Origin of the sequence: Ruicaihuangia caeni (assembly GCF_040536845.1) — a bacterium.
Taxonomy (GTDB): Bacteria; Actinomycetota; Actinomycetes; order Actinomycetales; family Microbacteriaceae; genus Ruicaihuangia; species Ruicaihuangia caeni.
This window is the reverse complement of record NZ_CP159582.1, coordinates 2,272,457-2,299,278: the sequence shown is the minus strand read 5'-3', so window position 1 is coordinate 2,299,278 and position 26,822 is coordinate 2,272,457. Positions and strand designations below refer to the sequence as shown.

21 protein-coding genes, 1 tRNA gene and 1 pseudogene are annotated in these 26,822 nt (G+C 67.0%); 2 read left to right on the top strand and 21 right to left on the bottom strand.

Annotation, left to right across the window (positions count from 1 at the left end; genetic code table 11):
* Positions 1-9: 9 nt before the first annotated feature.
* The 10 genes from ABV606_RS10705 to ABV606_RS10660 form a co-directional block, all read right to left on the bottom strand.
* A complete protein-coding gene (locus tag ABV606_RS10705) occupies positions 10-543 on the bottom strand; it encodes a DUF2306 domain-containing protein (protein ID WP_353987715.1) in 534 nt (177 codons plus the stop codon).
* A gap of 168 nt (positions 544-711) precedes the next feature.
* The gene (locus tag ABV606_RS10700; RefSeq protein WP_353987714.1) at positions 712-1,074 is read right to left on the bottom strand and encodes a cupin domain-containing protein; all 363 of its coding nucleotides are present in this window, start codon (positions 1,072-1,074) and stop codon (positions 712-714) included.
* Entirely contained in the window at positions 1,071-2,519 is a 1,449-nt protein-coding gene (locus ABV606_RS10695; protein WP_353987713.1) for an amidase, read from the bottom strand. Before ABV606_RS10695 ends, ABV606_RS10700 begins: the two co-directional genes overlap by 4 nt.
* A gap of 15 nt (positions 2,520-2,534) precedes the next feature.
* Positions 2,535-5,054: a CehA/McbA family metallohydrolase gene (locus ABV606_RS10690; RefSeq protein WP_353987712.1), complete on the bottom strand. Its 2,520-nt coding sequence runs from the start codon at positions 5,052-5,054 to the stop codon at positions 2,535-2,537.
* A 70-nt stretch (positions 5,055-5,124) separates the two neighbouring features.
* A complete protein-coding gene (locus ABV606_RS10685; RefSeq protein WP_353987711.1) occupies positions 5,125-6,747 on the bottom strand; it encodes a N,N-dimethylformamidase beta subunit family domain-containing protein in 1,623 nt (540 codons plus the stop codon).
* A 131-nt stretch (positions 6,748-6,878) separates the two neighbouring features.
* Complete coding sequence (locus ABV606_RS10680; RefSeq protein ID WP_353987710.1) at positions 6,879-8,354, bottom strand: APC family permease; 1,476 nt, start codon at positions 8,352-8,354, stop codon at positions 6,879-6,881.
* Between the two features lie 252 nt (positions 8,355-8,606).
* On the bottom strand, positions 8,607-9,647 hold the full coding sequence (locus ABV606_RS10675; protein WP_353987709.1) for a hypothetical protein: 1,041 nt from the start codon (positions 9,645-9,647) through the stop codon (positions 8,607-8,609).
* A 260-nt stretch (positions 9,648-9,907) separates the two neighbouring features.
* On the bottom strand, positions 9,908-11,068 hold the full coding sequence (locus ABV606_RS10670; protein WP_353987708.1) for a DUF262 domain-containing protein: 1,161 nt from the start codon (positions 11,066-11,068) through the stop codon (positions 9,908-9,910).
* Positions 11,069-11,171: 103 nt separating this feature from the next.
* Entirely contained in the window at positions 11,172-12,065 is an 894-nt protein-coding gene (locus ABV606_RS10665; RefSeq protein ID WP_353987707.1) for a hypothetical protein, read from the bottom strand.
* Complete coding sequence (locus ABV606_RS10660) at positions 12,058-13,734, bottom strand: Eco57I restriction-modification methylase domain-containing protein (RefSeq protein WP_353987706.1); 1,677 nt, start codon at positions 13,732-13,734, stop codon at positions 12,058-12,060. Before ABV606_RS10660 ends, ABV606_RS10665 begins: the two co-directional genes overlap by 8 nt.
* Positions 13,735-14,282: 548 nt before the next feature.
* Between ABV606_RS10660 and ABV606_RS10655 the strand changes: the two genes are divergently transcribed.
* Positions 14,283-15,503, top strand: a complete 1,221-nt coding sequence (locus ABV606_RS10655) for an IS481 family transposase (RefSeq protein WP_353987608.1) — start codon at positions 14,283-14,285, stop codon at positions 15,501-15,503.
* Positions 15,504-15,566: 63 nt separating this feature from the next.
* Here the strand turns inward: ABV606_RS10655 and ABV606_RS10650 are convergent.
* From ABV606_RS10650 to ABV606_RS10605, 10 genes and pseudogenes are all read right to left on the bottom strand, one after another.
* Positions 15,567-15,640 (bottom strand) — tRNA-Pro (locus ABV606_RS10650).
* Between the two features lie 90 nt (positions 15,641-15,730).
* Entirely contained in the window at positions 15,731-16,225 is a 495-nt protein-coding gene (locus ABV606_RS10645; protein WP_353987705.1) for an NUDIX domain-containing protein, read from the bottom strand.
* A 110-nt stretch (positions 16,226-16,335) separates the two neighbouring features.
* Positions 16,336-17,988 carry a ribosome biogenesis GTPase Der gene (der, locus tag ABV606_RS10640; RefSeq protein WP_353987704.1) on the bottom strand — a complete coding sequence of 551 codons (1,653 nt, stop codon included), beginning with the start codon at positions 17,986-17,988 and terminating at the stop codon, positions 16,336-16,338.
* 45 nt (positions 17,989-18,033) lie between these two features.
* The gene (gene cmk / locus ABV606_RS10635) at positions 18,034-18,705 is read right to left on the bottom strand and encodes a (d)CMP kinase (protein ID WP_353988823.1); all 672 of its coding nucleotides are present in this window, start codon (positions 18,703-18,705) and stop codon (positions 18,034-18,036) included.
* A 65-nt stretch (positions 18,706-18,770) separates the two neighbouring features.
* Entirely contained in the window at positions 18,771-19,862 is a 1,092-nt protein-coding gene (locus ABV606_RS10630) for a prephenate dehydrogenase (RefSeq protein ID WP_353987703.1), read from the bottom strand.
* A 368-nt stretch (positions 19,863-20,230) separates the two neighbouring features.
* A pseudogene (locus tag ABV606_RS10625) lies at positions 20,231-20,929 on the bottom strand (pseudouridine synthase); the annotation flags it as partial.
* Positions 20,930-21,123: 194 nt separating this feature from the next.
* On the bottom strand, positions 21,124-21,873 hold the full coding sequence (gene scpB, locus ABV606_RS10620) for an SMC-Scp complex subunit ScpB (protein ID WP_353987702.1): 750 nt from the start codon (positions 21,871-21,873) through the stop codon (positions 21,124-21,126).
* Complete coding sequence (locus ABV606_RS10615) at positions 21,863-22,741, bottom strand: segregation and condensation protein A (protein WP_435415561.1); 879 nt, start codon at positions 22,739-22,741, stop codon at positions 21,863-21,865. The genes scpB and ABV606_RS10615 overlap by 11 nt, the downstream gene beginning before the upstream one ends.
* Before the next feature lie 73 nt (positions 22,742-22,814).
* The gene (locus tag ABV606_RS10610) at positions 22,815-23,765 is read right to left on the bottom strand and encodes a ParA family protein (RefSeq protein WP_435415026.1); all 951 of its coding nucleotides are present in this window, start codon (positions 23,763-23,765) and stop codon (positions 22,815-22,817) included.
* 106 nt (positions 23,766-23,871) lie between these two features.
* Positions 23,872-24,489 (bottom strand): helix-turn-helix domain-containing protein, encoded by a 618-nt coding sequence (locus ABV606_RS10605; protein WP_353987700.1) that lies wholly within the window; start codon positions 24,487-24,489, stop codon positions 23,872-23,874.
* 203 nt (positions 24,490-24,692) lie between these two features.
* Between ABV606_RS10605 and ABV606_RS10600 the strand changes: the two genes are divergently transcribed.
* Positions 24,693-25,751, top strand: coding sequence for an alpha/beta hydrolase (locus ABV606_RS10600; RefSeq protein ID WP_353987699.1), 1,059 nt, complete (start codon positions 24,693-24,695; stop codon positions 25,749-25,751).
* 52 nt (positions 25,752-25,803) lie between these two features.
* On the opposite strand, the gene xerD is transcribed toward ABV606_RS10600, so the two are convergent.
* Positions 25,804-26,781, bottom strand: coding sequence for a site-specific tyrosine recombinase XerD (gene xerD / locus ABV606_RS10595; protein WP_353988821.1), 978 nt, complete (start codon positions 26,779-26,781; stop codon positions 25,804-25,806).
* Between the last annotated feature and the right edge of the window lie 41 nt (positions 26,782-26,822).

Sequence of the window (26,822 nt, the reverse complement as noted above, 5' to 3'; positions counted from 1 at the left end):
GGGCCTCGACTAGCGCGGCAGCGCCTCAGAGTTCTCCGCCGTCGACTCAGACACCTGGCCGGCCGCCTTCTTCGGCCCACGCGCTGGCAGGTTCACGATGCCCCACACCGACGCCGCAGCGGTCAAGGCGATCGCCGCGATGAACGCGGCGACGAGCCAAGGGTGATGCACTGCTGTGTCGGGGATGCGGCGATCAGGCACCGCCACGACGCCGATCAATGCGCCGAGCAGCCCGAAGTAGCTGCCGAGCAGGAACGATCGGTGCGACTTCACCCGGTGACGTCGCGCCGCGACGATGCCCATGGTCACCGTGAACGCGGTAAAGAGCGAGAGGGCGTGAAGCCACCCGAACCCGCCGTTGATCGTGCGGATGCCGAACGAGGTGGTGATGACCAGCGCCATCGCGACCACCCACGTCCAGCCGACGATGCGGTGAGGCCGGTCGCCCTTGCGGCGCCGAAAGATCTGAACGACGCCGAAGCCGAGCGCATAAGTGGCCGCTACGGCATGGATAAGGATCAGCGGGTCCCAACGATCGAGCACCACCGGAGCCTACAACTTTTCTGAGCGTGGGCTGTGCATACCATCTGAACCCGAAGCAGCCACTTGGTGTCGGTCTTATCTCTGGCGCGACAACAACGGGAAGCCGGCCGCTCCCGTCGGAACGGCCGGCTTCGAGCCCGCGTGGCCTCGAGTCGAGTGCGCCGAGCGCTACTGCGCCCGCTGCACCCCCATGAACACTTTCTCAGTCTCTTCAAGCGTGTGCCAGACACCCTTGAACCCCTGCGGAATCACGAACGACTCCCCCGCGCCGAACTCACGGCGAGCGCCGGACGCATCCTCCACCGCGACGCGGCCGCGAAGCACGACGCACAGCTCGGTGTACGGCCACGACTCGAACGCGACGCTGCCGGCCGAGCCGGTCCAATAGCCGCCTTCAACGGCAGGGTTACCGAAGTCGGCGCGGTACTCCGTCTCGATCCAGCCGTCGCTGACGTCGTCGTACGACGCCGGGTCAGGCACCGAGCCCTCCAGCGCGGTCGGCGAAAGGGTAACAATCTGGTCCACGCTCATCGCGCACCCACCTCCAGTTGCGAGAAATCGGTCTTGTACACGTGCTGCTCCACAGCCCGCGCGACCGACATCACCTTCATGTCGTCGAACGCGGGACCCACGACCTGCACGCCGGTCGGCACGCCGATCGACGACATCCCGCTCGGAATGCTCAGCACCGGCAGCTGGCTCAGCATGTTGAACGGGTAGGTCATGAACCACGCCTCGGCGATCTTCTCCGGCACGATCTCGCCGTTGATCTCGATCGCGAGGTCGAGCGGCGAGCGGTCGGCGCCGACCGACGGCAGTGCGGTGGTCGGGCAGAGGAACGCGTCGTACTCCTCCAGCATCCGCCCCATCCGCCCATACATCGCAACGTGCACCTCGAGCGCGGCGGTGAGGTCGTCGGGGGTGAGCGACTTGCCGTGCGCGATCATGTCGGCGGTGTAGTCGGCCAACTGGTCGACGTCGCGCTCGAAGTCGTGCACGAACCGAGCCGCCGAACCGCGGCTGGAGTTCGTGGCGAGCCAGGCGTCGAACACCTCCGTGCCCCAGTCAAGCTCGACCTCTTCGACGGTGGCGCCGAGGGCACGCAGGCCCTCGACGAGCGAGAGCAGGTTGTCGCGCACCTCGGTGTCAACCGGGAAATATCCGAGGTCAACCGAGTACGCGATCTTCCAGCCCTTCACATCAGCGAGGGCCGTGTAGTCGACGGTCTCGTTGACGGTGCTGATGTCGTCGGGATGCCGGCCGGCGATGATGCTCTGCATCAGGCACACGTCTTCAACGGTGCGTGCGAGGGGGCCGTAGTGCATGTAGGGGTCGAAGGTGTTGGGCAGGTCGTTCGGGTTGCGGCCGAATGGTGCCTTGTACCCGTACACACCGCAGCAGGATGCCGGAATGCGGATCGATCCGCCGATGTCTGACCCGTCGGCGATCGTGGTCATGCTGGCGGCGAGCGTCACGCCCGCGCCCGACGACGACCCGCCGGGGCCGTACTCGCGGTTCCACGGGTTGCGGGTGACGCCCCACAGCGGGGTGTAGCAGTTGCCGGCCTCGCCGAACTCGGGCATGACGGTGCGGCCGATGACGACGGCGCCGGCCTCGAGCATCCGTGCAACGCCCGGGTGCGTGTCGGAGACCACGTTGTCGGCGTAGAGCTTCGAGCCGTAGGTCACGGTGTGCCCGGCGATCGGCACATTGTCTTTTACCGCGAGCGCGATGCCCTCGAGCGGGCGCGCGGTGCCCTGACGCCACCGCTCATCGGCGAGGCGCGCACCGGCCATGGCCTCGTCGGCGTACACCGCGGTGAACGCGTTCAGGCCGGGGTTGACCTCGTCGATGCGGGCGAGCAGCGCCGCCATGAGCTCGGAGGGCAGCAGTGATCCGTCGCGGAATCGCTGCAGCGCCTCGGTCGCCGAGAGGTAGACGAGTGATCGATCAGACAGATCAGACAGATCAGACAATGGGTGGTTCCTTTCTCAAGCTTCGAAGCCGGCGGCGGCGAGCCGGTCGTGCAGTGCGCGGGTGGCCTCGTCGAACGGTTCGACGAGCCAGGCCATGTGGTCGGCCTGCCCGTGGCGCTGGGTCGCGCTGCCTGCCCAGTTGGTGCGGGCGCGCTCGGTGACGTAGCGGCGGGCGCCCTCGACGATCGAGAGCATGTTGCGCAGCGTGCCCTCGTCGGTCTTGGCGTACTCCCCCGCGGTGGCGAAGTAGATGGGTGAGGTGTGCGCGAAGACGGGGCGCTCCCAGTTGTCGTGGTGCTTGGCGGCATCCCTGCCGAAGCAGCGCACCGCGACCCACGAGTCCTCATGCACCGTGATCGCGTGCTCGACCTGGTGACGCGTCGCGCCCTCGGGCACCGGCAGACGCGCCTCGATGCGCCCGTCGACGATCACCTCGATCTCGCTGACCGGGAACACCGTCTCGAGTTCGATCGCGAGCTGCACGGTCGAACCGGATGCTGTCTGCACCACCGACCCGATCGGCGCCCCGTCGGCGGTGAGCCACAGCAGCGGGCCGCTGGTGACCATGGTGTTGCCGCTCTTGATGCCGCGTGACCACGCCCAGTAGTCGACCTGCGACGGGTCGTCGACGGCGGCATAGGTGCGCATCATGCCGATCGGCACCTCGGCGGTCATCTTGTCGGTGCCCGCGGCGAGCGGCATCCGGAATCCGGCGTTGAGGTACCGGTAGTACTCGTTCATGTTGTAGTGGTCGAACGCGATGGTCTCCACCGCGTCGAGCCGGCCGGTCGCGAGCAGCGCCGCGGTCTCGCCGTAGGGCACTGGGAAGTGAGCGAGCACGACGGTGCCGCCCTGGGCGTGGCACTCGTCGGCCCAGCGCGAGAGCGTGGTCTCGAGTCCGCCTCCGAGGTCGGCCTCTTCTGAGCCGCCGGTGCACCAGGGGAAGATCGGTTCGCGGATGCCGAGCAGGTTGATGTGCCCGAGCATGTTGGTGCGGTTCTCCTGCCCGGTGAACACGATGGTGCGGCCGTCGGGTGACTGCTCGGGGCGGCCCGAGAACTCTTCGGTGCTGGTGAAGAGGTGGCCCCACTGGGTCTGCAGCAGGTTCACCACTTCGAGGTCTTCGGCGCGCGCCTCGAGCTCGGCGCCCTTGGTCGACACGAAGTGCACGTGGGTGTCGCCACCGGCGTAGCCGCGGGCCAGCGGGTCGAACTCGCGCTGCACCTCGAGCGTGAACCGGGTGGAGTCGGGGCCGACCGTGATGGTGCGGCGCACCGGGCGGTAGGTGAACCCGCGTGCCAGTTCGACGGCCACCTCACCGTCGGGCAGCCAGCCTTCGAAGCGGCCGTCGATGAACGCGTAAGTGTGCGCGCCGAGGCGCACGTCTCCCCCGATGTCGAGGTTCCAGGTGCCGCCGTCGGAGTTGATGTGCGCGTGGTGCGCATAGGGCGCGAACGGGATGCCGTCGGCCGACTCGAAGCGGATGCGGCATGCCACGAGCTCGCCCGTGTCGGCGTCGCGCACCTCGCCGGTGACCCAGCTTCGGTCTGCCGAGGGCAGCTTCGCGGTGACGGATGCCGAGACGGCGAGCTCACCGTGCTCGACGAGGTCGCGCCACCGGAACGAGCCGAGCACCTCGGCGCCGCGGCGCACCGTGACGGTGGCCGATGGTGCGGCGGCGATGCGGGCGTAGCCGATGTCGTCGCGCTCGCGGGTGCCGCCCCAACTGCTCACGTCGAGCCCGGGGTGCGGCTGCGAGCGCGCGATCTTGTAGAGATAGGTGCTGCTGCCGCGGTCGACCTCGATCGAGACGGTCTCGTCGGCCTCACCGTCGGCGAAGGTGAAGAGGGTCTCGCGGGCGACCTCGCGGATGAGCGGCTCTTCGTCGAGCACGCTGCGGGTGAGCGCGCCGAGCACGATGGTGTGGCGTTCGCCGCGCAGTTCGATGCGTTCGATGCGGGCGTCGGGGCGCGGGTTCTGCCAGGCCCACAGGTAGAAGCGGTACGGCAGCACGTAGGGCACGCGGGATTGCGGGTCTTCGATCTCGACCAGGCGCGCGCCGGCTTCGTCGTAGCGACCGCAGGTGCGGTCCATGAGCTCGTGCTCGGCGTCGTTCACGGCGAGGAACGGGGTCTGCCCCCAGTCGAGTGGCAGCGCGCGGCCCGACCACTTGCGCGGGGTGGGGCCGATCTCGAAGCGCTGCCGTAGCGGCACGTCGACGCTCTCGCCGTCGTCGAAGACCACCCGGTATGCGCCGACAGTCTCACCGATCGAGCCGCCCTCGAAGAGGTGGGGCTCGAGCACGGCGTGGGCGAATACCAGCCAGCGGGCCTCGTCGCTCACGGCAACCGTGACGGGCGCACCGCCAGGCGCCGCGATGGCGAAGGCGGCATCCGGGGTTCCGAATGAGAACGGCAGACCGTGCAGGGTGCGCTGGCCGAGCGTGATCTCGTGCGGGTCTTCCATGATGTCGGCCGGTGCGGTGAAGACCGGCGTGAGGTCGATCGGCTCGTACTCGACGGTGGTGGTGTGCACAGTGGTGGTTCTCTCTGGTTCGTGGTGGTTCTTGCCTGTCACGCAAGCGCCAGCGTCAATCGGAGCGCAGTCAGATCGCTTTCGTGGTCCGCCCGGTGAAGCGGTCGAGCACGTTGCGCACGACCTGTGAGACGAACGGGTCGCCGGTGCTCAGCGCGTGCGGCCACTGGGTTGAGCCGCCGTTGAACACCTCGCCTGCGCCGCGGGTGAAGGTGGCGATCATGCCCGAGCCGCGCGATTGGTTCTCGCGCACATAGTCGGGCAGTTCGTCACCGAGCGCTTCGAAGAGTTCTTGGATGCCGCTGTCGGAGCTGCCCAGCGGCAGTGTGCCGTTGAAGCGGTCTTCCTCCCCCTTCACGGCGGGGCAGATCGCGAGGATCTCGAGCGTTTCGGGGGCGCCGTCTTCGAAGGTCGGGAACGGCAGCCCGCGACGGAAGGAGTACTCGACCCCGTCGACCTCGAAGGTGGCGAGGAACGCGGGTGCGCCGCCGAGCAGGTCGCCGTAATAGAGGTCGGTGCCGGCGAACGCCCAGTGGTCAGGGCGGTACACCGTGAACCCGCCGGAGGATCGGGGCGCGGCGACCCCGTAGCGGGTGAGCGTGCCGCCGAGACCGTTGAGTCCGACCGTGGCCGCGCCTGGGCGGCCGACGCTGCGGGCCTCCCACACCGTGGTGGTCAGGTGGGGTGTGGTGTCGGATGCCGGATCCAGCGCCGGCAGCCGGTAGCAGTACTGCGTGGTGCCGTCGTCGCTGAGCCGCACCTGCCACTGGTAGTTGCCGGCGAACCGGGCGAATCCGCCGCCGCGCTCGACGAACGCGTCGATCACATCGCGCATCTGCCACGACCAGTACTCGTCGTGTCCGACGACGACCGCACAGTCGTAGGCGTCGAGCGCGGTCTGATCTTCGTGCAGATCGATTTGCGTGAGGTAGTCGAGCTCGTAGCCTTGGCGCTCGGCCCAGATCACGAAGTCGCGCTCATAGGTGGCCCAGAACGCGTCAGCGTGATGGCGGCTGTACCCGTTGAGTCGCGCCCACTCGTAGGCCGGGTATTGCGGCGCTGCGCCGATCGGCGGGGTGTGCGAGTGGAACTCTTGCGGCACGCCGGGCGGCTTGCGCAGCATCCCGCGTGCGATCGGTCGCTGCGTCGACGACAGCGGTGAGCCGATCTCATTGCGCGGGTCGTCGCCGATGCCGCGGTACTGGTTGGCGCCTCCCCAGTCGTTGTAGGCGTTGAGCGTGCCGGTCGTCAGGATCAACGCGATCGGTGCCCGGTGGGTGGCCGCGTGCTTGACGATGATGAAGTGCTCGCGCTCCCACACCTCGCCGGTGGGCGTGTGGTTGCGCACGATGATCAGGTAGAAGCCCGCGCGGGCGTCGCCTGGGATGCTCCAGCGATGGGTCGGCTCCCACCCGCAGCCGACGGCGTAGGCATCCGCCGGCGTCTCCTGCCGCATGCCTGAGAGTCCGTGCGCGCGATGCACGACCTCGGGCTGCGCACCGTCTCTGATGACCTCGAGCTCGAACTCGCTCGCCGTGGTGCTGATGTGCAGGTCGACCGTCTCACCCGGCAGGTACGAGTACCGGGGCGTGTACACCCAGGCCTCGGGGCTGTCGGTGGTGAACGGGCGCTCGGAGGGCCACCCGCGCGGCGACCAAGCGGCGGGTGCCATCAGCTTGGTGTCGGTCGACATGGTTCTCCAGTGGTGCGAGAGGCGGGCGAGCGACGCGGATGCCGCGGGCTGGCCCTACGAGGTGCGAGAGGTTGGCCGGCGTGGGCCGATCTTGAAGGGGTTCGGCCCACGCCGGGGATGATGCGCCGCGGTTAGGAGGTCGCGACCTGCGGCTGCGGCTCTTCCTCGTCGTCGGCCGACTGCGTTGCGAGCACCGCATATACCTCGGGCTTGTTGCGCTTGAGGTAAAGCGCTCGGGCGATGCCCCCGACGGCGGCGAGGATCGTCAGCGTGAACACCACGATGTTGGTGACCGGGTCGCCACCCGAGTACAGGTCGAAGTTCACGATGACCGCGACCGTGGCCGCGACGAGGCCGATGAACGCGAGCGCCGGCGCGATGGTGGTGCGCCACAGTCCCTCGTCGGGGTGGGTGCGGCGCAGGTAGCGCAGCACCGAGAGCGAGCAGAGCGCCCAGAGCAGGATGATCGCGAGGAACCCGATCGCGCTGCCGAGCAGCAGCAGCCCGGTGTAGGGGTCGACGTTGCCGAAGATGCAGAACAGCAGCACCGCGAGGGCGACGGCCGACTGCAGCATGCCGGCGACCCACGGCGACGAGGTCTTGGCACCGGTGTGGGCGAAGACGCGCGGGATGATTCCCTCGCGGCCGAGCGTGAACACGTAGCGGTTCGACGCGTTGTGCAGGGCAAGCAGTGCGGCGAACGCGCTGAGGATGAGCAGGATGTTCATCACCTCGTAGACCACCGGGTTGGTGAACACGGCGAAGAGCTGCACGACGAGGCCCACCGGGTCGTCAGCCGCGGCCGCGTCGATGCCGTCGAAGCCGTATGCGGTGAGCACGACGAGTGCCATGAAGCCGTAGAAGAGCCCGATGAACGCGACGACGATGTAGGTGGCGCGGCGCACGGTGCGGGCGCCGCCCTTGACCTCTTCGGAGTAGATCGCGGTCGACTCGAAGCCCATGAACGCACCGAAGATCAGCGCGAACATCGCGGCGCTCTCGGGGCGCAGGATGAGGCCGGGGTTGAGCGCCTCGACCGGCACCGGGCCCGACTTGTCAGAGGCGATCACGGCGATCGCGAGCACGACGAGCGCGAGGATCTCGAGCACCAGCACGGTGGCGAGCACGCGGGCGCTCGCGGTGATGCCGCGGATGCCGAAGAAGCCGACGATCGCGAGCACGACGAGACCGTAGAACCACCACGGCAGGGTGACGCCGGTCCAGCGGGCGATGCTGTCGGCCGCGTAGACGCCGATGGCGCCGTACGTCGAGACCTGAAGCGCGTTGTAGGCCAGCACAGCGAGCATCGCGGATGCTGTGCCCGTCTCCTTGCCGAGCCCCTTCGCGATGATGAGGTAGAACGCACCGGCGCTGCGGGCGTACTTCAGCATCGTGTTCAGCCCCACCGCGAACAGCGCCATCACCGCGGCTGCGACGATGTACCCGCCTGGAACGGCCGCGCCGCCCACGAGGAAGTGCAGCGGCATGACCGCCGCGACGAGCGTAAGCGGCGCAAGCGTCGCGAGTGCGGTGAAGACGAGTTCGGGCAGACTCATCGCACCCCGCGCCAGCGAGGTGTTGACGCTGCGTTGCGTCTCAACGGACATTACGAGACCCCTTCGGCTCAAGAACTTGTTCACTATGCACTTTAGAGTGTGCGGCAGAAAAGTCCAAGAAGCGGGACTAATCGCGTCGCCACACTCGTTGCCTTCCGCGCATCTCTGCGCCCGAAGCGCGACCCGAGCCTGCTCGCATGATCTTCGGGAACTTGCTTAACTGCGGTTCGCGCGCCGCGGGCACCGCTGGTCAACCGGCCGAGTTGTACTCACTCAGTGGAGATCACGTGCCAGGGTGCTTCATCAAGAGAGCTCTTCGACCAGAGCCCTACACTCTTCGCCGTGACCGTCGGCCCAGATCGCAGCCAAAGTTGGGAGTACCCTTCGACGCTCGTATCTGTCGCCGACTTTGATCACCCAGTCGTGGGAGTTCTCACCTTCGATAGTGTCGAAGAAGACAGACATCTGTTTTGGCGTTGTGCCGAATGAGGCAGCATGCTCGAGCAGTTCAGACTTCACGGACCGAAGCACGTCATCTGGTTCGCGATCTGTCGGCAGGTAGGCCACTGGCCAGCCTGCACCCGTGTCGAGAGGCACTGCCCTCTGATCACCATCGAACACGAAACCGAACCGGATTCTCGGCGCCGGCCGACGCGGCAGGCGCTTGAGAAGCTCACGCATATAGCCCTGGCCGTTGCCCCAGACAATCTCGACCTGACTGAGCAACCTAGCATCGACTGCGCGAATGGCCGCCGACAGCACGATTGCGGCGACTTCATCCTCTACGAACAGGACGCGGTCCATCGGCAGTCCTGGAAGCACTTCGGCTGCCACTTCAGGCGCCGTTGCCGTGTCAACGATTTCCGTCACGCCCCGATCGTCGACCCGGAGCAAGACGAAAGCCTCGTGTTCGATAGCCGCGTCGATCATCTCCTCCGAATGAGTGGACAGGACTAAAGTCCACTTGTTTCGAAGACAGAAGTCTTGCAGCGACGCGAGGAGGCTCCTAACCCCACGCGGGGGAAGAAATGCATCGGGCTCATCGAGCAGCAATGTGAGGTCGGCTTGATCCGCATACTGTTCGAGAATCCAGAACAGGAAATGGATGGAGAACTCTCCCAGGCCCATCTCCGGGCTCGTGTATCGCCTCCCGCGGTGCGACACTCGGAAGTACGGAACCGTGGCTTGATCTCCGCGCCACTTGAATACGTCGGCTACTGAGTCTTCGGCCGGCACCAGGTCGAGAGAGGACCACTCGACTGAGTCATATGCGCGCCCGATGATTTTCTTGAGGTGGTCAATGCGCTCGGACGATGGCTCAGCGAAACCCGATTCATCTGCCATCTCTCCCAGATCTTGTCTCGAGCGATACAGAATGTGAGCATGCTCGATCAGGTGGTGCAGATCTAGGAAGGCGCCGCGGGGCCCGAGTTGGTCAGCGATCGCTCTCAATGCGCGAGTCTTACCGGCTCCATTTCTACCGCCGATGGCGATGCACGGTCGGTTCAAATCGATCGAGCCTGAACCGAACCGCACTCGCATCGGTGTCGTAACTCGGCGTGCTGCAATCAGCTTGGACCAGATTGCCTGCTGCTCAATTTCTCTCATCGCAGAGCGCTTTCAAGAAAGCCGCTCCCCCATTGAGAGTGTTCAATATACTCCGCGACGCGCTGCTGCGGGCTGCTCTCGTCGGTCTCGAGATCGTGTATCAAATCTGCCGTCATAGAACCCACCGGGGTTCCGAAAGCAACGTTCGAGAAGATATGGATGGCGAGGTCTCGGATGAGGACCGAGCTGACGTCTGTTACGCGATAGGAGGCTCGGTCGTCATACAGGCCCAGGATGTTGCGCACGGAGCGTGGAAGCGACAACGCGTCGGAGTCGCCGCGTCTAACCGCCAATCGCTGCGCTTCGAACTCAGCTAGCAGCCTCTCCGGAAGCGGGCCGGCCTGGGGAGGAGCCCACGAGGAATAGATTAACCAGGTCTGCAGAGTTCCTTTGTTGAATTTGACTCGATTAGGCGAATTACGAATTTGCCGAAGAAGAGCATCTCCGCCGCGCTCGAGTACCCCAACTACCTTGCCAGCGAAGCCCTCTCGCTGCCGGTAGATCTCTTCCACGACCGCGTTGTTGATGTGCTTGCGCAGGGTGTCGAGCTGAAGAGACACGCATGCGCGCGAAACGATGTCGTCGTACGCAAGGCGATTGTTATTGAAGCCGACAGCTTTCGGTGCCAGTAGGCCGCTGGCCTCGAACTCACGGACCAGGCTCTTTACCTGGTTCCTCGCGGTTCCATGCAAGGCGTTGCGTTTTTCAGGGGGCGTCAGGTTGTACGACTGGTTCAGCCTGAAGAAGAGTTCGTTTGGCTCCTCGGGATCGTAGTCCCTCAGCGTGATTACTGGAATTACGAAGCGGCCGATCGCTCGTTGCGTGGCCGCATCGAGCTGGGAGTACTTCCGACCATCTAGCTCGACGATGCGTTCGTTCCGTGGCTCAATGTCGCCGTCGATTGCGAATTCATCGTCATAGAAGGAACGGATGGCTGCGAGCCTTTGCTGACCGTCGAGAACGACTTCCCCTGCTGCCGTCTCCACAATGTGAACAGCCGGCACGTACCATCGCCTGAGCACAGTATCGATAAGCCGCTGCCGACGCTTAAGGTCCCAAATCTCGCCGCGTTGGAACTCGGGCTGGAGGTCAAGCTCGTTCTTTTGAATCCGCGAGACGAGCGTATCGATCTCGGGATCCGAGCGCTGCAGCTTCACATGCCCCCCCTGACCGTTCGATGGCCCAGCCTTGTAGATTTTCCTACGCGCCTCGTGCACGCACAGACGACATCTTGGCACAGGGCTCGGGCAAAGCGGGCTATTAGCCCGGCGCTATTTCGTCATCCTCACGGACAGGAATCGCGCGGCGTTCGATCAGGCTTCGCACCTTCACATGATGGGAGACGGGTGTAGCAGCGAGAACCTGCGCGACCATCTTGGTCATGAACTGCTCAGGGCGCACGTCCTCGGGCACGCGATCGAGCTCGATTCGCGCGCGACGCTCTTCCTCGTCCCACGAAGCGAGAGCCATCCCGGTAGCTGTGTACCCGTTGAGACCGAGTGGGTCTCGCAACTTGCGCATCATGTCGATTGCTCGTTCGAAAGCGTCCGGCTCTTCAACGAGAATCGTCGAGCGCTGCACGAAGAAGAATCCGACCGCGGCCAGCGGATAGCGGCTTCGGAGATTGCCCGCATCACCGTAGGCCTCCTCGAAACGATTGCTAAGGTTCTTTCCGAACGATGAGACCTGCGTCTTAGTGCTCAACAAGAGTTCCGGCCCGCGATCCCAACGTGAGATGACAACGTCAACCTGCTTCTCGTACGCACGCCCGAGGACGCGTGCGTCCGTGGGGGCGACCGACGGCATATGCAGAAGTCGCTCGTTCACAGCCGTGCGCAAGCCTGCGGGCAGTCGCTCCAGCATGGCGGCGATATCGCGGGGCACAATTCGGGGACGCTGAGCGCGGGGCCAGACTTCGTCCTCACCGAAACCGCACCTTCGAAGCTCGTGTGCCAGCCAGGAATCAACGCCGTTGGCAAGAGAGCCGCTGGTGCCCCCTTTGCCGGCGCCGATCGGGATCGTCAGCAATCGCTCGAGCAAGGAGTAGTCCGGCGCATACCGAGGTTCTTCAAGACGTCGGTGCACCCACGGGTCGGACTGCAGGGCATTGGCAAGCTCTAGGTCATACGGCGAGAAGGAATCGCTTCTAGTCATACATCGCTCTCATTCGGACACCGCCCGAGCTCGTCCCCCGGGATGTCCGCCGCCGCGAGAGGAACCTCTGCGCGTTTCTCACCCACTGCACCTCTACGTCTGGCACAAGTCCGGACCCAATGAGCAGCACGTCGTCCACGAGCGCGACGGCATCAAGGAGCCGACCAACTTTAAGGAGGCGAGCCACCGAGGGTTTCAGGGCGCGAAGTTGTGCCTCCTGCTGCTTCACGAGCGCCGGAGACGGCATCGCCCAGCGGTCGGCTTCCCGTGGTTCAATCTTGAGAATCCCTCCGCCGTATGTGCGTCCCACCATCTCCGCGTTGAGCAGTGTGATCGAGTTCAGACTTGCAATCGGTAGAAGGTCTCGTCCTAGCATCCGAACATCAGCACTTAGATACACGCCATGCACGGAGTTGAGATGGCGAGCTCGAGCGGCGTTTGTCGTCAGCCGGGGCGTGTCCGCGTTCATGCACGTGAGCAAGAGATCCGCTGGCTCAAGGATCGGCACCTGGTACCAAACCTTGCGCATCCGGCATTTATATGCCGCGTTGACACCAGCGTGTTCTCCGCTCTTGACGTACTTCTGTGCCGCTTGGGAGAGCTCGGCGCCGGGCTTGAATAGGTACGTCGCCCGGCCTTCGCGTCCAAGGCGATTCAGCATCGGCCTGCTCAGCGACAGTCCTCGCAAGTGCGCACTCCCGGGAGGAGACACACTGAGAAGTTCATGGTCCTCAAGGCCCAAATTCTTCGCGCGCTCCGGGGACAGTGTGAAGAACTTGTTGTTACCTGTGACGATGCCTAGGGTCGTGGCTCCCCATACTTCAAGATCGGTGAAAGCCCCGCGCACTTTCAGAGACTGCAGAGGCTCGACGGCGTTCGGATTGACAATGCTACCGGTCCACTTGTCCGCGGGGTCAAGCGGAGTCCATCTTGTCGCAGCCGACACGGTCCCGAGCGTCCCCGCGTTGCGCGACTGTCTGAATGTGGCATGACTAGCCGGCCCCTGACCGAATCCATCCGCCTGCAGCAAAACGACGTCAGCCTCAGCTTCGGGAAAGACTTGCTCGTCGAAGAGCACTAGATCTACGGTCTTGAAGTTGTCAAACAAGAACTGTCGAACAGGTGCCGCATAGTTCACCGACAACAATTCGGCGGGAAGGACTAGGCCCAGGCGACCGCCCTTCTTCAGAAAAAGAGCCGAATGTACGGCGAACGCGGCCCAACTTGAGGCTAGTCCAGTCAGCGCCACCCCGGCCCGAAGCGCGGCGGCGCGCGACCGTACGCGCGCTTCGCCTGTGAAGTCCTGATATCTGATGTACGGCGGGTTTCCGATCACGGCGTCGTATTCAGGGGAGGGCTCGACGAGAAAAAAGTCGCTAACCGTGATGCGCGGCGTACCGCCGGCTTCGAGGACGCGTTGACGCCCTACACACGCGCTGTAGTCATGTATTTCAACGCCATCGACAACGGGGGACAAATCGCGGTGGTTGAGGCCGCGGAGCCGCGCCACCGCTGCAAGCATGAACTCCGCATCACCTGCTGATGGCTCCAGCACGCGATCCGAAGCGGAACGGATTGCCCAGTCAGCAATATGGCGAGCGATCGCGGGCGGAGTGAAAAAGGCACCACGGGCCTTGCGCAGCACGGCCGTGTCTTCGGAGTACGTCACGGTCGCCACCTTTCCATTGTCGGCGCTCCGCTCGGTTGTCGGCGCGAGGCGAGCCGACAACGGAGGGAATTACTTACGATCATCGCTTCAACCACTGACATCGCTTAGCGGGCTGAAGTCCTTCATCAGCACTAGCAGACTTGGCGGAACGCCCACCAAGCCGGCATCCGTTTCGCCCGAGTCTTCAAGACACTTTGGTCTATCAGCTCAGCGGTCGCCGGTCGGGTACTGCGGTCGCAATCGCCTACTTCGTATTCGACGGTTGGGATAGCTCAGCTCGCCGTGCAACTGACGGTGGCCGAACGCGACGTAGCTCGTGAACGCCATTACCGGTGGACTGCTCGAAAAACCATCGACCGACCCTGAATACCAGCCAAGAACCCTGAAGCCCACGAAAACAGAAACCCCCGAACCCTCACAAACGTGGGTTCGGGTGTCGCCGATGTCCTGAGACATCACACATGGTCGGGCTGACAGTGTGCTGGCTCAGGACATCGTGAACGCATGTCTCAAGACATAGTGAACGCTCCGGCACGCCAGAATCAGCGGTGTCGCGAGCCCGTCTGGTCATCACCGCTGTCGTTGTCGAAGGTCGCTCCCAAGCCGAAGTCGCCCGCACCTACGGGGTTTCCACCGGATGGGTGAGCACCCTCGTGAAGCGGTGGCGCGAAGAAGGCGACACCGCCTTCCAGCCCCGCTCGAAACGGCCGCATCGCAGCCCCACGCAGACCCCGCCCGAGGTGAGCGACCTCGTACTGCGGCTACGGTCGACCCTGTCGACGGCAGGCCTTGATGCCGGCGCGGACACGATCGCCTGGCACCTGGAACACCACCACCACGTCATGCTGTCCCGGGCGACGATCAACCGGATCCTCACCCGCGCCGGCCGAGTCATCCCCGAACCGAAGAAGCGGCCGAAGTCCTCCTACCTGCGATTCGCAGCGGAGCTGCCGAACGAGTGCTGGCAGTCCGACTTCACCCACTACCGGCTCACCGAGCCCGATGGCGCCCCGGGCGAGGACACCGCGATCATCACCTGGCTCGACGACCACTCCCGCTACGTCCTCCACGCCTCCGCGCACCAGACGATCACCTCGAGAATCGTCCTCGACACCTTCACCGCCGCAGCCGACCTGCACGGCTACCCCGCGTCAACACTGACCGACAACGGCCTCGTCTACACCGTCAGGCTCGCCAGCCAGCACCGCCGCGGCGGCCGCACCGCCCTCGAAGCCGAGCTGCGACGCCGCGGCATCACCCAGAAGAACGGCCGCCCCAACAGCCCCACCACGCAAGGCAAGGTTGAACGCTTCCAGCAGACGATGAAGAAATGGCTCACCGCTCAGCCCGCGCAGCCGGCGACCCTGCCCGAACTGCAGCAGCTGATCGATGCATTCCTCCACACCTACAACCAGCACCGGCCGCACCGCTCCCTGCCGCACCAGGCAACCCCGGCCGCGGCTTACCGGGCACGGCCGAAAGCGACCCCGAATCGTGACCGCAGCGCCGACACGCACGACCGGATCCGTCGCGACCGCATCGACGACTCCGGCGTCGTCACCCTCCGCCACAACGGCAACCTGCACCACATCGGCATCGGCCGAACCCACGCCCGAACCCACGTCATCCTGCTCATCCAGGACCTCGAAATCCGGGTCGTGAACGCCGCCACCGGCGAACTCCTCCGCGAGCTCACCCTCGACCCGAACCGCGACTACCAGCCCACCGGCAAACCCAAAGGACCAGCCCGGCCGGCGACAGCGAAATGACAAACGCTCCGAACCCAAAATTGTGGGTTCGGAGCGTTCACGATGTCTTGAGACATCACACGGTCGGGCTGACAGGATTTGAACCTGCGACCCCTTGACCCCCAGTCAAGTGCGCTACCAAGCTGCGCCACAGCCCGAAGCCCCAAGCACGCTCAGAGCAACCTGTCTATAGTAGCGCGGTTCCTAAGTCGACTCGCGCACTGTCGAGGGCCGCGGGTGACAAGGAACTAGGGCACCTCGCGGCCGAGGCGCTCGTGGAGCGCGGGCCACGCGGCGGCGAAGCCGGGGTGCAGGGGCAGGCTTCCGACATCCGTGGTGGGCACCCAGCGGAGGGCTTGGCTCTCGAGGTCGGTGATGCGTGCTTCGAAGGGGTGCTCGACGGTGACGGCGACCGTCGTATACGACCAGAAACCGAGGTCGAGCACGGTCTCGAAGAGGGGGCGCACGGCATCCGCGGGCACGCCTGCTTCTTCCTCCGCTTCGCGAAGGGCCGCCTCGTACGCCGACTCGTGTTCGTGGCGGGCGCCGCCGGGCAGGCCCCAGGTGTCGCCGAAGTGGCTCCAGGTGGCGCGGTGTTGCAGCAGAATGCCTCGCGCGGGGTCGAGGGCGAGCAGTCCGGCCGCGCCGAAGCGGCCCCAGAAGCGGCGGCCGTCGGGTCCGGTCACCCAGGCGTCCGCCGGGTCACGCGGCCCGAGGGGCGGCGGAACCTGCTGCTGAGTCATCGTCTCAGTCTGCCGCACTCGGCTGTGCGGACAGCGAGCTACGGCGGTGCGTTACGCGACTCCCCCAGCCGCAGCATCCGTTCAGCGCAGACGACCGACAGCCAGCCCCGCTAGCGCTTGCGCTTCTCGCGCACGCGCATGTTCACCACGATGGGCGTGCCCTCGAAGCCCCACAGCTCGCGCAGCTTGCGCTGGATGTAGCGGCGGTAGCCGGGGTCGAGGAAGCCGGTGGTGAACAGCACGAACGTCGGCGGGCGGGTCGACGCCTGCGTGCCGAAGAGGATGCGCGGCTGCTTGCCGCCGCGCACCGGGTGCGGGTTCGCCGCGGTGAGCTCGGCGAGGAACGCGTTGAACTTGCCGGTCGGGATGCGGGTATCCCACGAGTCAAGCGCAAGCTCGAGGGCGGGCACGAGCTTCTCGAGGTGGCGGCCGGTGCGCGCCGAAATGTTGACGCGCGGCGCCCACGACACGTGCCCGAGGTCTTGCTCGATCTCGCGCTCGAGGTAGCGGCGGCGCTCGTCGTCGAGCAGATCCCACTTGTTGAAGGCGAGCACCAGTGCGCGACCCGATTCGAGCACGAGGTCGATGATGCGCACATCCTGCTCGCTGATCGGCTCGGTCACGTCGATGATCACTACCGCGACCTCGGCCTTCTCAAGCGCGGCGCTCGTGCGCAGAGTGGCGTAGAAGTCGGCGCCCCTCTGCAGGTGCACGCGACGACGGATGCCGGCGGTGTCGACGAAGCGCCAGATGCGCCCGCCGAGCTCGACCTGCTCGTCCACCGGGTCGCGGGTGGTGCCCGCGAGCTCGTTCACGACCACGCGCTCTTCGCCCGCAGCCTTGTTGAGCAGACTCGACTTGCCGACGTTCGGGCGGCCGAGGATCGCAACGCGCCTGGGCCCGCCGTACTCCTCCTTCGCCACCTTCGACACCTCGGGCAGCACCTTCAGCACCTTGTCGAGAAGGTCGGCGACGCCGCGGCTGTGCAGCGCGGAGACCGGCCACGGCTCCCCCAGCCCGAGGCTCCACAGCGCCGACGCTTCGAAGTCCTGCCGGGGGTCGTCGGCCTTGTTCGCAACGAGCAGCACGGGCTTCTTGGCGGAGCGCAGCATCCGCACCACGTGCTCGTCGGTGGCAGTCGCGCCGACGTTCACGTCGACGACGAACAGCACCGCGTCGGCGAGGTCGACCGCGACCTCCGCCTGCGCCGCCACCGAGGCGTTGATGCCCTTGGCGTCGGGCTCCCAGCCGCCGGTGTCGACCACGGTGAAGCGGCGCCCGTTCCACTCGGCCTTGTACGACACCCGGTCGCGGGTGACGCCCGGCACGTCTTCGACCACGGCCTCGCGGCGGCCGATGATGCGGTTCACCAGCGCCGACTTGCCCACGTTCGGGCGGCCCACGATCGCGAGCACCGGCAGCGCAGGCATCGTGATGATGCCGTCTTCGCCGACCGTGACGCCCTCCAGCAGGTCGAGGTCTTCGTCTTCGAGCTCGTACTCGTCGAGGCCAGCGCGCAGCGAGCGGGTGCGGGCCTCGGCATCCGCCTCATCGATGCTGGCGACACGCTCGGCGAAGGCCTCGTCATCCGCGTCGGACGCGAAGGCGCTGTCGTCGAACTCGGCGGCGTCGTGCTGGGCGCCGTCGAATTGCGCGCCGTCGAACTCAGTCGCGTCGGCAGCGCTGTCTGCGGTCAGGTCGGCGGCGTCGAAGCCGCGCCCGGTGGCGGAGTCGTCGCGCGGGGTGTCGTGGTCAGCAGTCATGGGTGGTCCTGTTCGTGGGCCCCGCCGCCGCGCTCGTGCGGGCGGTCAGTTGCGGTCGGTCGCCATCGTGGCGCGCACCAGGTCGGTGACAGCGCGCACGGTCTCGTCGAAGGTCAGGTGGGTCGAGTCAATCGTGACCACTCCGTCGGCGGCCGACATGAAATCGACCACCTGCGAGTCGAGCCGGTCTCTCGCGCCGAGTTGTTCGGCGACGAGGTGCTCGGGCTGCGTGCCCGCGAGCTCCGCCGAACGCCTCGACATTCTAACGTCTTCATCTGCCGTCAACAGAATGCGAGCGGGCGCCTCGGGCGCGACGACCGTGGTGATGTCGCGGCCCTCGGTGATGATGCCCGGCCGCTCGGTCGTCGCCATGATGTCGCGGAAGATCGCCGTCAGCCGCTCGCGCACCGCTGGCACGCGCGCGATTGCGCTCACCACCGCCGAGATGCGCGGTTCACGGATGTCGTCGGTCACGTCATGCCGGCCGACCCGCACGTAGTAGCGGTCGGGGTCGGTGCCGATCGCATAGTCGAAGGCTGGCACCGCGTCGGTGACGTCGTCAAGGTTGTACACGTCGACGCCACTTTCAACGCAGTACCAGGCGAACGCGCGGTACGCGGCGCCGGTGTCTTGGTACGCGAACCCGAGCTCGCGGGCGGCGGCCTTGCTCACCGACGACTTGCCGCTGCCGGCCGGACCATCGATCGCGACGATCATGGGGGCGGATGCCGCGGGCTGCGTCTGCGCGTCGGCGTCATGTTGCTGAGGCTCATGCCGTGCGCTCATGCCGACACCGCCGCGATGCGCCATCCCCGCGCTTCGAGCTCGCTGACGAGCTTGTGCTCGGCCTCGGGCAGCACCGCGAGCTCGGCGAGGCCGATCTGCGCGCCGGGCGAGTGCTCGAGCCTGAGGTCTTCGAGGTTCACGCCGACCTCGCCCACCTCGGTGAGCAGCTTCGCGAGCTGTCCGGGACGGTCGTCGACCATGACCACCAGCTGGGCGAAGCGGCGATCTTGCCCGTGCTTGCCCGGGATGCGGGCGACCCCGGTGTTGCCGACCGCAATGGCCTCGGCGATCGCGCGGCGCGAGCCGCCGGCATCCGGTTCGTCGAGTGCGGTGATGACCGCGTCGAGGTCGTCGCGCAGCCCGCGCAGCACCTCGGCCACCGGGCGAGCGTTCGCACCGAGGATCTGCACCCAGAGGCCCGGGTCGCTCGCAGCGATGCGGGTGACGTCGCGCAGGCCCTGCCCGGTGAGGCCGAGCGCGGCATCCGGTCCGTCGACGAGGCGGGCGGCCATGAGCGAGGCGACCACCTGCGGCGCGTGCGAGACGAGCGCGACGGCTTCGTCGTGGGTCTCGGCGGTGAGCTCGATCGGCACGGCGCCGAGGTCGAGGATCATGTCTTCGATCGCGGCGGCGCGCTTGTAGGTGATGTCGTCGTGGCCGGCGAGCACCCACGGGCGGCCGAGGAACAGGTCGGCGCGAGCGGCGATGGGGCCGCCGCGCTCGCGCCCGGCCATGGGGTGCGTGCCGAGGTAGCGGCTGAGGTCGGCGCCCATGGCGCGCAGCTGCTCGAGCGGGCCGAGCTTGACGCTCGCGACGTCGGTGACGAGCGCGTTCGGGTAGGCGGCGAGCTCGGCGGCAACCACCTGGGCGGTGACATCCGGCGGAACTGCGACGACGATGAGCGCCGGATCGTCGCCGTCGGCAGGTGCGCGGCCGGCGCCATAGTCGATCGCGAGCTGCTGCGCCGACGGCGACACATCCGCAACGATCACGTCGACCCCGTGGTCGCGCAGCCCGAGGCCGATGCTCGCGCCGAGCAGGCCGCTGCCGACGATGCGCACCTGTTCGTTGAGGCGCCGTTCGCTCACTGCTGTCTTCCTCGTTTCTGGTTGCTGCGGGGCTGCGATGTGCGGGCTTGGCCGGTGCGGCCCTGGCCGCCGGTGCCGGACTGGCCGGTACGTGACTCGCCTGTGAGTGGCTGTGCCGACTTTGATTGACGACCACCAGCGGATGCCTGCCGCTTCGCGGACTTCACTTTCGCAGATTCCCGGCCGCCTGACTTGGTGTCGGGTTTGCCGTCGCGCCTGGTGCCGTCGCGGCGCTCCCCCATGCCGCCTCGCTCACGTCCGGCTTCGCGACGCTCGCCTCCGCTATCGCGCCGTTTGTCGACCTTGCCCGGCTTCTGCTTCGGACGGTTCCGCGCCGCGCGTCGTTCGCGCCGCGCCGCCGTCTCCGGGTCGCGCGCGAGCGTGAGCAGCGCGCCGAGCTCGGCTTTGTTCAACTCGCGCAGCTGCCCCTCGCGCAGGGTGCCAAGGTGCAGCGGGCCGAATTGCCGCCGAACGAGGGCCTTGACCGGGTGGCCGACGGCATCCAGCATCCGTCGCACGATGCGATTGCGGCCCGAGTGCAGGGTGAGTTCGACGAGGCTCTCGCCGCGCGTGGATCCAGCCAGCACTCGCGCCTTGTCGGCCGCGATCGGGCCATCGTCGAGCTCGATGCCGTCGAGCAGCCGCTTGATGGTGGCGGGGCTCACCTCGCCGGCGACGCGGGCGACGTAGGTCTTGGTGACGCCGAACGACGGGTGCGCGAGCACGTGCGCGAGCTCGCCGTCGTTGGTGAGCACGAGCAGTCCGCTGGTGGCCTGGTCGAGGCGACCGACGTTGAAGAGGCGCTCCTCGTAGCCCGCGGTGAAGCGGGTGAGGTCGGGGCGGCCCTGCTCGTCGCTCATCGAGCTGACGACGCCGACGGGCTTGTTGAGCATGAGGTAGCGCTTGGTGGTGTCGAGCTGCAGCGCGGTGCCGTCGAGCGTGACGCGATCGGTGGCGGGGTCGACGCGGCGGCCGGGCTCCATCACGATCTCGCCGTTGACGGCGACCCGACCCTCGGCGATGTATTGCTCGCACACGCGACGCGAGGCGACGCCAGCGGCGGCCATCACCTTTTGCAGGCGCTCGCCTTGCGGGGCACTGTCGCCTGCACTGTTGCCGACTGATTGCGCGTCTGGGAACCCAGACGCGTCTTCAACGTTCCCTCGACCGCGCTCCAGCTCTCGCTGGTGATCCGGCTCGTGCCTGTGCTCGTGCGCGTGCCCCTGCTCGTTCGCCCGGGCGCGCTCGTCATCGCGGCGCATCAGCTGGCGCGCTCCTCGAACCCATTACGTTCCTGAAAGCCCTCGGCCCCGTCGTCGAGCAGCGGCGAGATGGGCGGCAGTTCGTCGATCGAGTTGATGCCGAGCTGCTGCAGCATCAGGTCGGTGGTGGCGTAGTGGATCGCGCCGGTCTCGGCATCCGTGAACGCCTCAGTGATGAGTCCGCGGCCGAGCAGGGTGCGCACGACCGAGTCGACGTTCACGGCGCGGATCGCGGCGACCTGTCCGCGCGAGATCGGCTGCTTGTATGCGATCACCGCGAGCGTCTCAAGCGCCGCCTGCGACAGCTTCGTCGGCGTCTGCGTCAGCACGAACCCGCGCACGGCGTCGTCGTACTCGCTGCGCACATAGATGCGCCAACCGCCCGCGACCTCGCGCAGTTCGAATCCGCGACGGATGCCGGGGGCGCCATCCTCCGATGCCTCGCCGTCGTAGTCGGACTTCAGCCTCGCGATCGCCTCGCGCACCTCACGCACTGGACGACCGAGCGCCGAAGCGAGCGACACGACGCTCTGCGGCTCGTCGGCGACCATGAGGATCGCCTCGAGCACGCGTTCGAGGTCGCCCTCGAAGAGGGCGGGGGCGTCGGTTGCCGGCGCGGCGGCGGTACCACTGGGCTCTGCTGCCGACGCACCGACGTGGGTTGCGGCCTCGGCGGGGTCGACCGTCGCGTCGGTCACGGGCGCGGCGTCGGCGGCTGCGGCATCCGTTCGATCGCTGTCAATTGTCATAGTCGGCCCCAAGGTTGGCGAGTTGTTCCTCAGACCAGTGTTCCGCAGTCCACCTGATGGTCAATTCACCGAGCGGTTCGAGTTGCTCGAACGAGATCGACGCGTGCCGGTAGAGCTCGAGCACCGCGATGAACCGCGCCACGACGACCCCGCGCTGCTCGACGCCCGCGATCAGCTCGCGGAAGCTCAGCGCGCCGGCGCTGCGCAGCAGCGTGACGACGGTCGCAGCCTGCTCGCGGATGCTCACGAGCGGTGCATGCAGGTGGTCGAGGCCGACAGTCGGGATCTCGCGCGGCGTGAGCGCGAGTAGCGCGAGGGCGGCGAAGTCATCGAGGCTGAGCGTCCACTTGAGCTCGGGTGTCTGCTTGCGGAACTTCTCCTCGAGCCGCACCGAGCGGTACTTGCGGTGCCCCTCGGCCTCGAAGTGCTGCTCGAACCACTGCGCGGCCTCTTTGAACGCGCGGTACTGCAGCAGACGCGCGAAGAGCAGGTCGCGTGCCTCGAGCAGCGCGACGTCTTCGGCGTCGACGAGCTCGCCCTGCGGCAGGAGCCCTGCCACCTTGAGGTCGAGCAGCGTGGCCGCAACGACGAGGAACTCGCTCGCCTCGTTGAGCTCTTCGTCGGTGTCGAGCCCCTTGAGGTACGCGATGAACTCGTCGGTCACCTTGCTGAGCGACACCTCGGTGATGTCGAGCTCGTGCTTGGTGATGAGCGAGAGCAGCAGATCGAACGGTCCGCTGAAGTTGTTGAGGGTGAGGCGGAATCCGGATGCGGAGGTCGCGGCATCTTGTTCGACGGCATCCGGTTCGACGGCGCTGACGGATGCTGGGCTGACGGATGCCGGTGCGTCAGCCTCGACGACCCGCACCGCCGCATCGGTCGACGATGTCGCCGAGCCGGGCGTAGCGGCATCCGTCTCGGTCGTGGCGTGCTCAGCCGCGCTAGGCGGCTGCGCCACGGAAGATCAACTCTCGCGCGAGCTGCTTGTAGGCCTTCGCCGCGGCATGCTCGGGCGCGAACTCGGTGATCGGTGCGCCGGCGACGCTCGCGTCGGGGAACTTCACGGTGCGGCCGATGACCGTCTCGAGCACCTTCTCGTCGAAGGCCTCGACCACGCGCTCGAGCACCTCGCGGGCGTGGAGCGTGCGCGAGTCGAACATGGTGGTGAGGATGCCGTCGAGCTCGATCGCGGGGTTGAGCCGGTCGCGCACCTTGTCGATGGTCTCGATGAGCAGGGCCACCCCGCGGAGGGCGAAGTACTCGGCCTCGAGCGGGATGAGCACGCCGTGCGCGGCGGTGAGCGCGTTCACGGTGAGCAGGCCCAGCGACGGCTGGCAGTCGATGAGGATGACGTCGTAGTCATCCGCGACCTGGCGCAGCACCCGGGCGAGGATCTGCTCGCGCGCGACCTCGTTCACCAGGTGCACCTCGGCCGCCGAGAGATCGATGTTCGCGGGGATCACGTGCAGGTCGGGCACGCCGGTCTCGACGATCGCCTGCTTCGCGTCTTTGAGGTTGCCGATGAGCAGGTCGTAGATGTTCGGCACATCGTGGGTCTGCACGCCGAGTCCGGCAGAGAGCGCGCCCTGCGGGTCGAAGTCGACCGCAAGCACGCGGCGACCGTACGCGGCGAGCGACGCGCCGAGGTTGATGGTCGTCGTGGTCTTGCCGACGCCGCCCTTCTGATTGCAGAGGGCGATGATGCGGGCAGGGCCGTGGCTCTTCAGGTGAGGCGGCTCGGGAAAGTCGCGCAGGGGCTTGCCAGTCGGGCCGAGCTTTCCGGCGGACTTGTCAGAGTTGTTGGAGTTGCTGTTCTTCGAGTTGCTCAAACGGGCGGGCGACGTCTCGGCGACGTCTGGCAGGACGGCTGAGGTATCGCGCGGAGCAGTCATGAAACGAGCCTAACGGCGGGGTTTCGCGACCCTTGACAGCACACGGCCCGCTCCGCTAAGTCACCTCAACCCGTGGTCGAAGGTTGGTGAGGGGCGTGGGGCCGCCTCAGCGGGCGGGCATGACGATCGTGGAGAAGTAGCGGCGCGTGCGGATGCCGGGGGCGGAGGTCGCGGCATCCGTCGCACTCTCCGCACCCGACTCGCCGCCCGCGGCGAGCGCGTCGTAACGGGCGACCACCTCGCTGAGCTCGCGGAGCATCGCGACGAGCTCGTCATCGGTCAGCATCATCGCGCGCTGGCGGTAGCCGACGAGATCGCGCTCGAGATCGAGGTCGCCACGCTCGGCACCGGTGTCGAGGTAGCGGTCGTAGTCGGCGAGCAGTCCGGCGACGAAGGTCGCGAACAGGCGCCGGTGATCGTCTACCGAGAGCTCGCGCGCGCGTTCCGCGTCGACGGATGCCGCTTCTTCGACCAGCGCGTAGGTGCGCTCGGTCGCGCCGCGCACCTGCTGCTCGGCGACCACCGCGAGCACTCCCCCCGCGGCGAGCGCGGCGATCTGCCGGTAGAGGGTCGCCGGCGCCACATCGCCGAGTTCTTCGCGAAGCTCGGCCGTGGTCAGCGAGCGCCCGCCGAGCAGCGCCTGCACGACTCGCAGCCGCACGGGGTGCGACAGCACCTCGGTGGCCGACATCGCACTCGCCGCCTTCGCTCGCGACTCTTCCATGACAGCTCCTCCACTTCACTGCGCTCCAGAAGCGCGCCGAGCCCTGCTTCGCACGCCTCTGGCCGCGCTCACCATGTCCGGCTTGCGCAACACGTTATCAATAGTGATAATAGTCTCACTAGCGATAACAACCGTAACCCCAGAGCATTCAAGAGCCCAGAGCGTTCAAGAGCGCAGAGCCTCAGCAATCGAAAGGACCACCCGTGGCCGACCGCACTATCACCTTCGACTCGAACGGAACTCGCTTCGAGGGAACCCTCGCGCTCCCTGCGGGCGACGCTCCGCACCCGGCCGCGCTGATCATCCCCGGCTCGGGCCCGGTCGACCGCGACTCGAGCATCAAGCAACTCCCGCTCGACATCACCCGCCAGCTCGCCGAAGCGCTGCGCGAGCGCGGCATCGCGACCCTGCGCTACGACAAGCGCGGCGTCGGAGCTTCGGGCGGTGAGTTCCTCAGCGCCGGCTTCTATGAGGGCGTGACGGATGCCGCTGCCGCCCTCGACGCGCTCCGCAACGCTCCCGAGGTCGACGCCGACCGCGTGATCGTCGTGGGCCACAGCGAGGGCGCGCTCGTCGCCGGCGAGCTCGCGGCAGGTTGGCCGGTCGCCACTCGGTGCGCGGTACCGGCGGCCGCGGCGAACGGCGCCACTGGCGGAGCGAGCGCGAGCGACGAGGTGGCGGCATCCGCTGCAGCATCCGCTCCGGCATCCATCGATGCGCTGCTCGGTGAGGGCACTGCCCAGAAACTGCGCGGTGTCGTGCTGCTCAGCGCGTCGGCGCAGCCGGGCAAGACGCTGCTCGCGTGGCAGGCGGCCAAGATCGCGCCGAGCCTGCCGGGCTGGGTGCGGTTCGTGCTCAAGCTCATGCGCACCGACCTGGTCGAGAAGTCGCGCAAGACGCACGAGAAGATCGGCGCGAGCACCGCCGATGTGATGCGCATCGAGGGGCGCAAGCTCAACGCGAAGTGGATGCGCGAGTTCGTCGCGCACGACCCGAGCCTGTCGTACTCGAAGATCACGGTGCCGGTGCTCGCGATCACCGGTGAGAAGGATCTGCAGACGCCGGTTGGCGACCTCGAGGTCATCCGCGACTGCGTGGCGGGGCCGGTCGAGACGGTCGCGATGCCGAAGCTGAGCCACATCCTGCGCACGCAAGAAGGTGAGCCGTCGATCGCCGACTACCGCAAGGACGTCAAGCGCCCCGTGGATGCCGAGCTGCTCGCGCGCGTCGCGGACTGGTCGGCCGAGACCCTCGGCGCCTGAACTGAGCGCCCGGCTTGAGGGGCGCTCGCGGGCGATGCGCAAGGCGGCTCGGTCAGCGGGCGCGGGGGTGCGCCGACGTGTACATGTCGCGCAGTGTGTCGGCGGTCACCATCGTGTAGATCTGCGTCGTGGCGACGTTGGAGTGCCCGAGCAGCTCCTGCACGACGCGCACATCGGCGCCCCGCTCGAGCAGGTGCGTGGCGAACGAGTGCCGCAGTGTGTGGGGCGACACGGCTGAGCTGATGCCGGCGACCTCCGCCGCGCGCTGGATGATCAACCACACGTTCTGCCGGCTCAACCGCTGCCCGCGCATGCCGAGGAACAGCGCCGGCGTTGACCGCCCGCGTTCCGAGAGCGACGGACGCGCGCGCACGAGATACGCCTCCAGCGCGTCGCGCGCGTAGCTGCCGAGCGGCACGATGCGCTGCTTGTCGCCCTTACCGAGGAGCCGCACCACGTCGACCGTGCCGGTCGTACGGTGGCCGCCGTCGTCATCCTCGTCACCGGTGCCACCTCCGCCCGAGCCCGCAGCACCCCTGAGTTCGATCACGTCGTCGACATTCAGCGCCACGGCCTCCGAGACCCGGGCGCCGGTGGCGTAGAGCAACTCGAGCAGCGCCCGGTCGCGAAGGTCGCGCACATCATCACCGCTGACCGCGGCGAGCAGCGCCTCGACCTCGCCCAAGCTGATGGCCTTGGGCAGGCGCGAGGGCAGCTTCGGCGGGCGCGTGTCAGCCGCGACATCCTCGTCGACCAGGCCCTCGTCGAGCAGAAAGCGATGCAGGCCGCGCACCGACGAGAGCACTCGCGCCAGCGACGACGCGCTCAACGGAGCCTCGGCTCGCGTGCGCAGCCACTGCGCGAACTCCGAGATATCGGATGCCGCGATCGCGCGCGGTTCGTCGATGCCCGCGCGAGCCAGGTGCGCTGCATAGCTGCCGAGGTCGCGCCGGTACGCGGCGACGGTGTTCGCCGAGAGACCGCGCTCGATCGTGATGTGGCGCAGGTACCGTTCGATCGCGCGGCTCAGCGGAGTCACACGTGCGGGTGCGCTTGCGGGTTCAGGCGCGG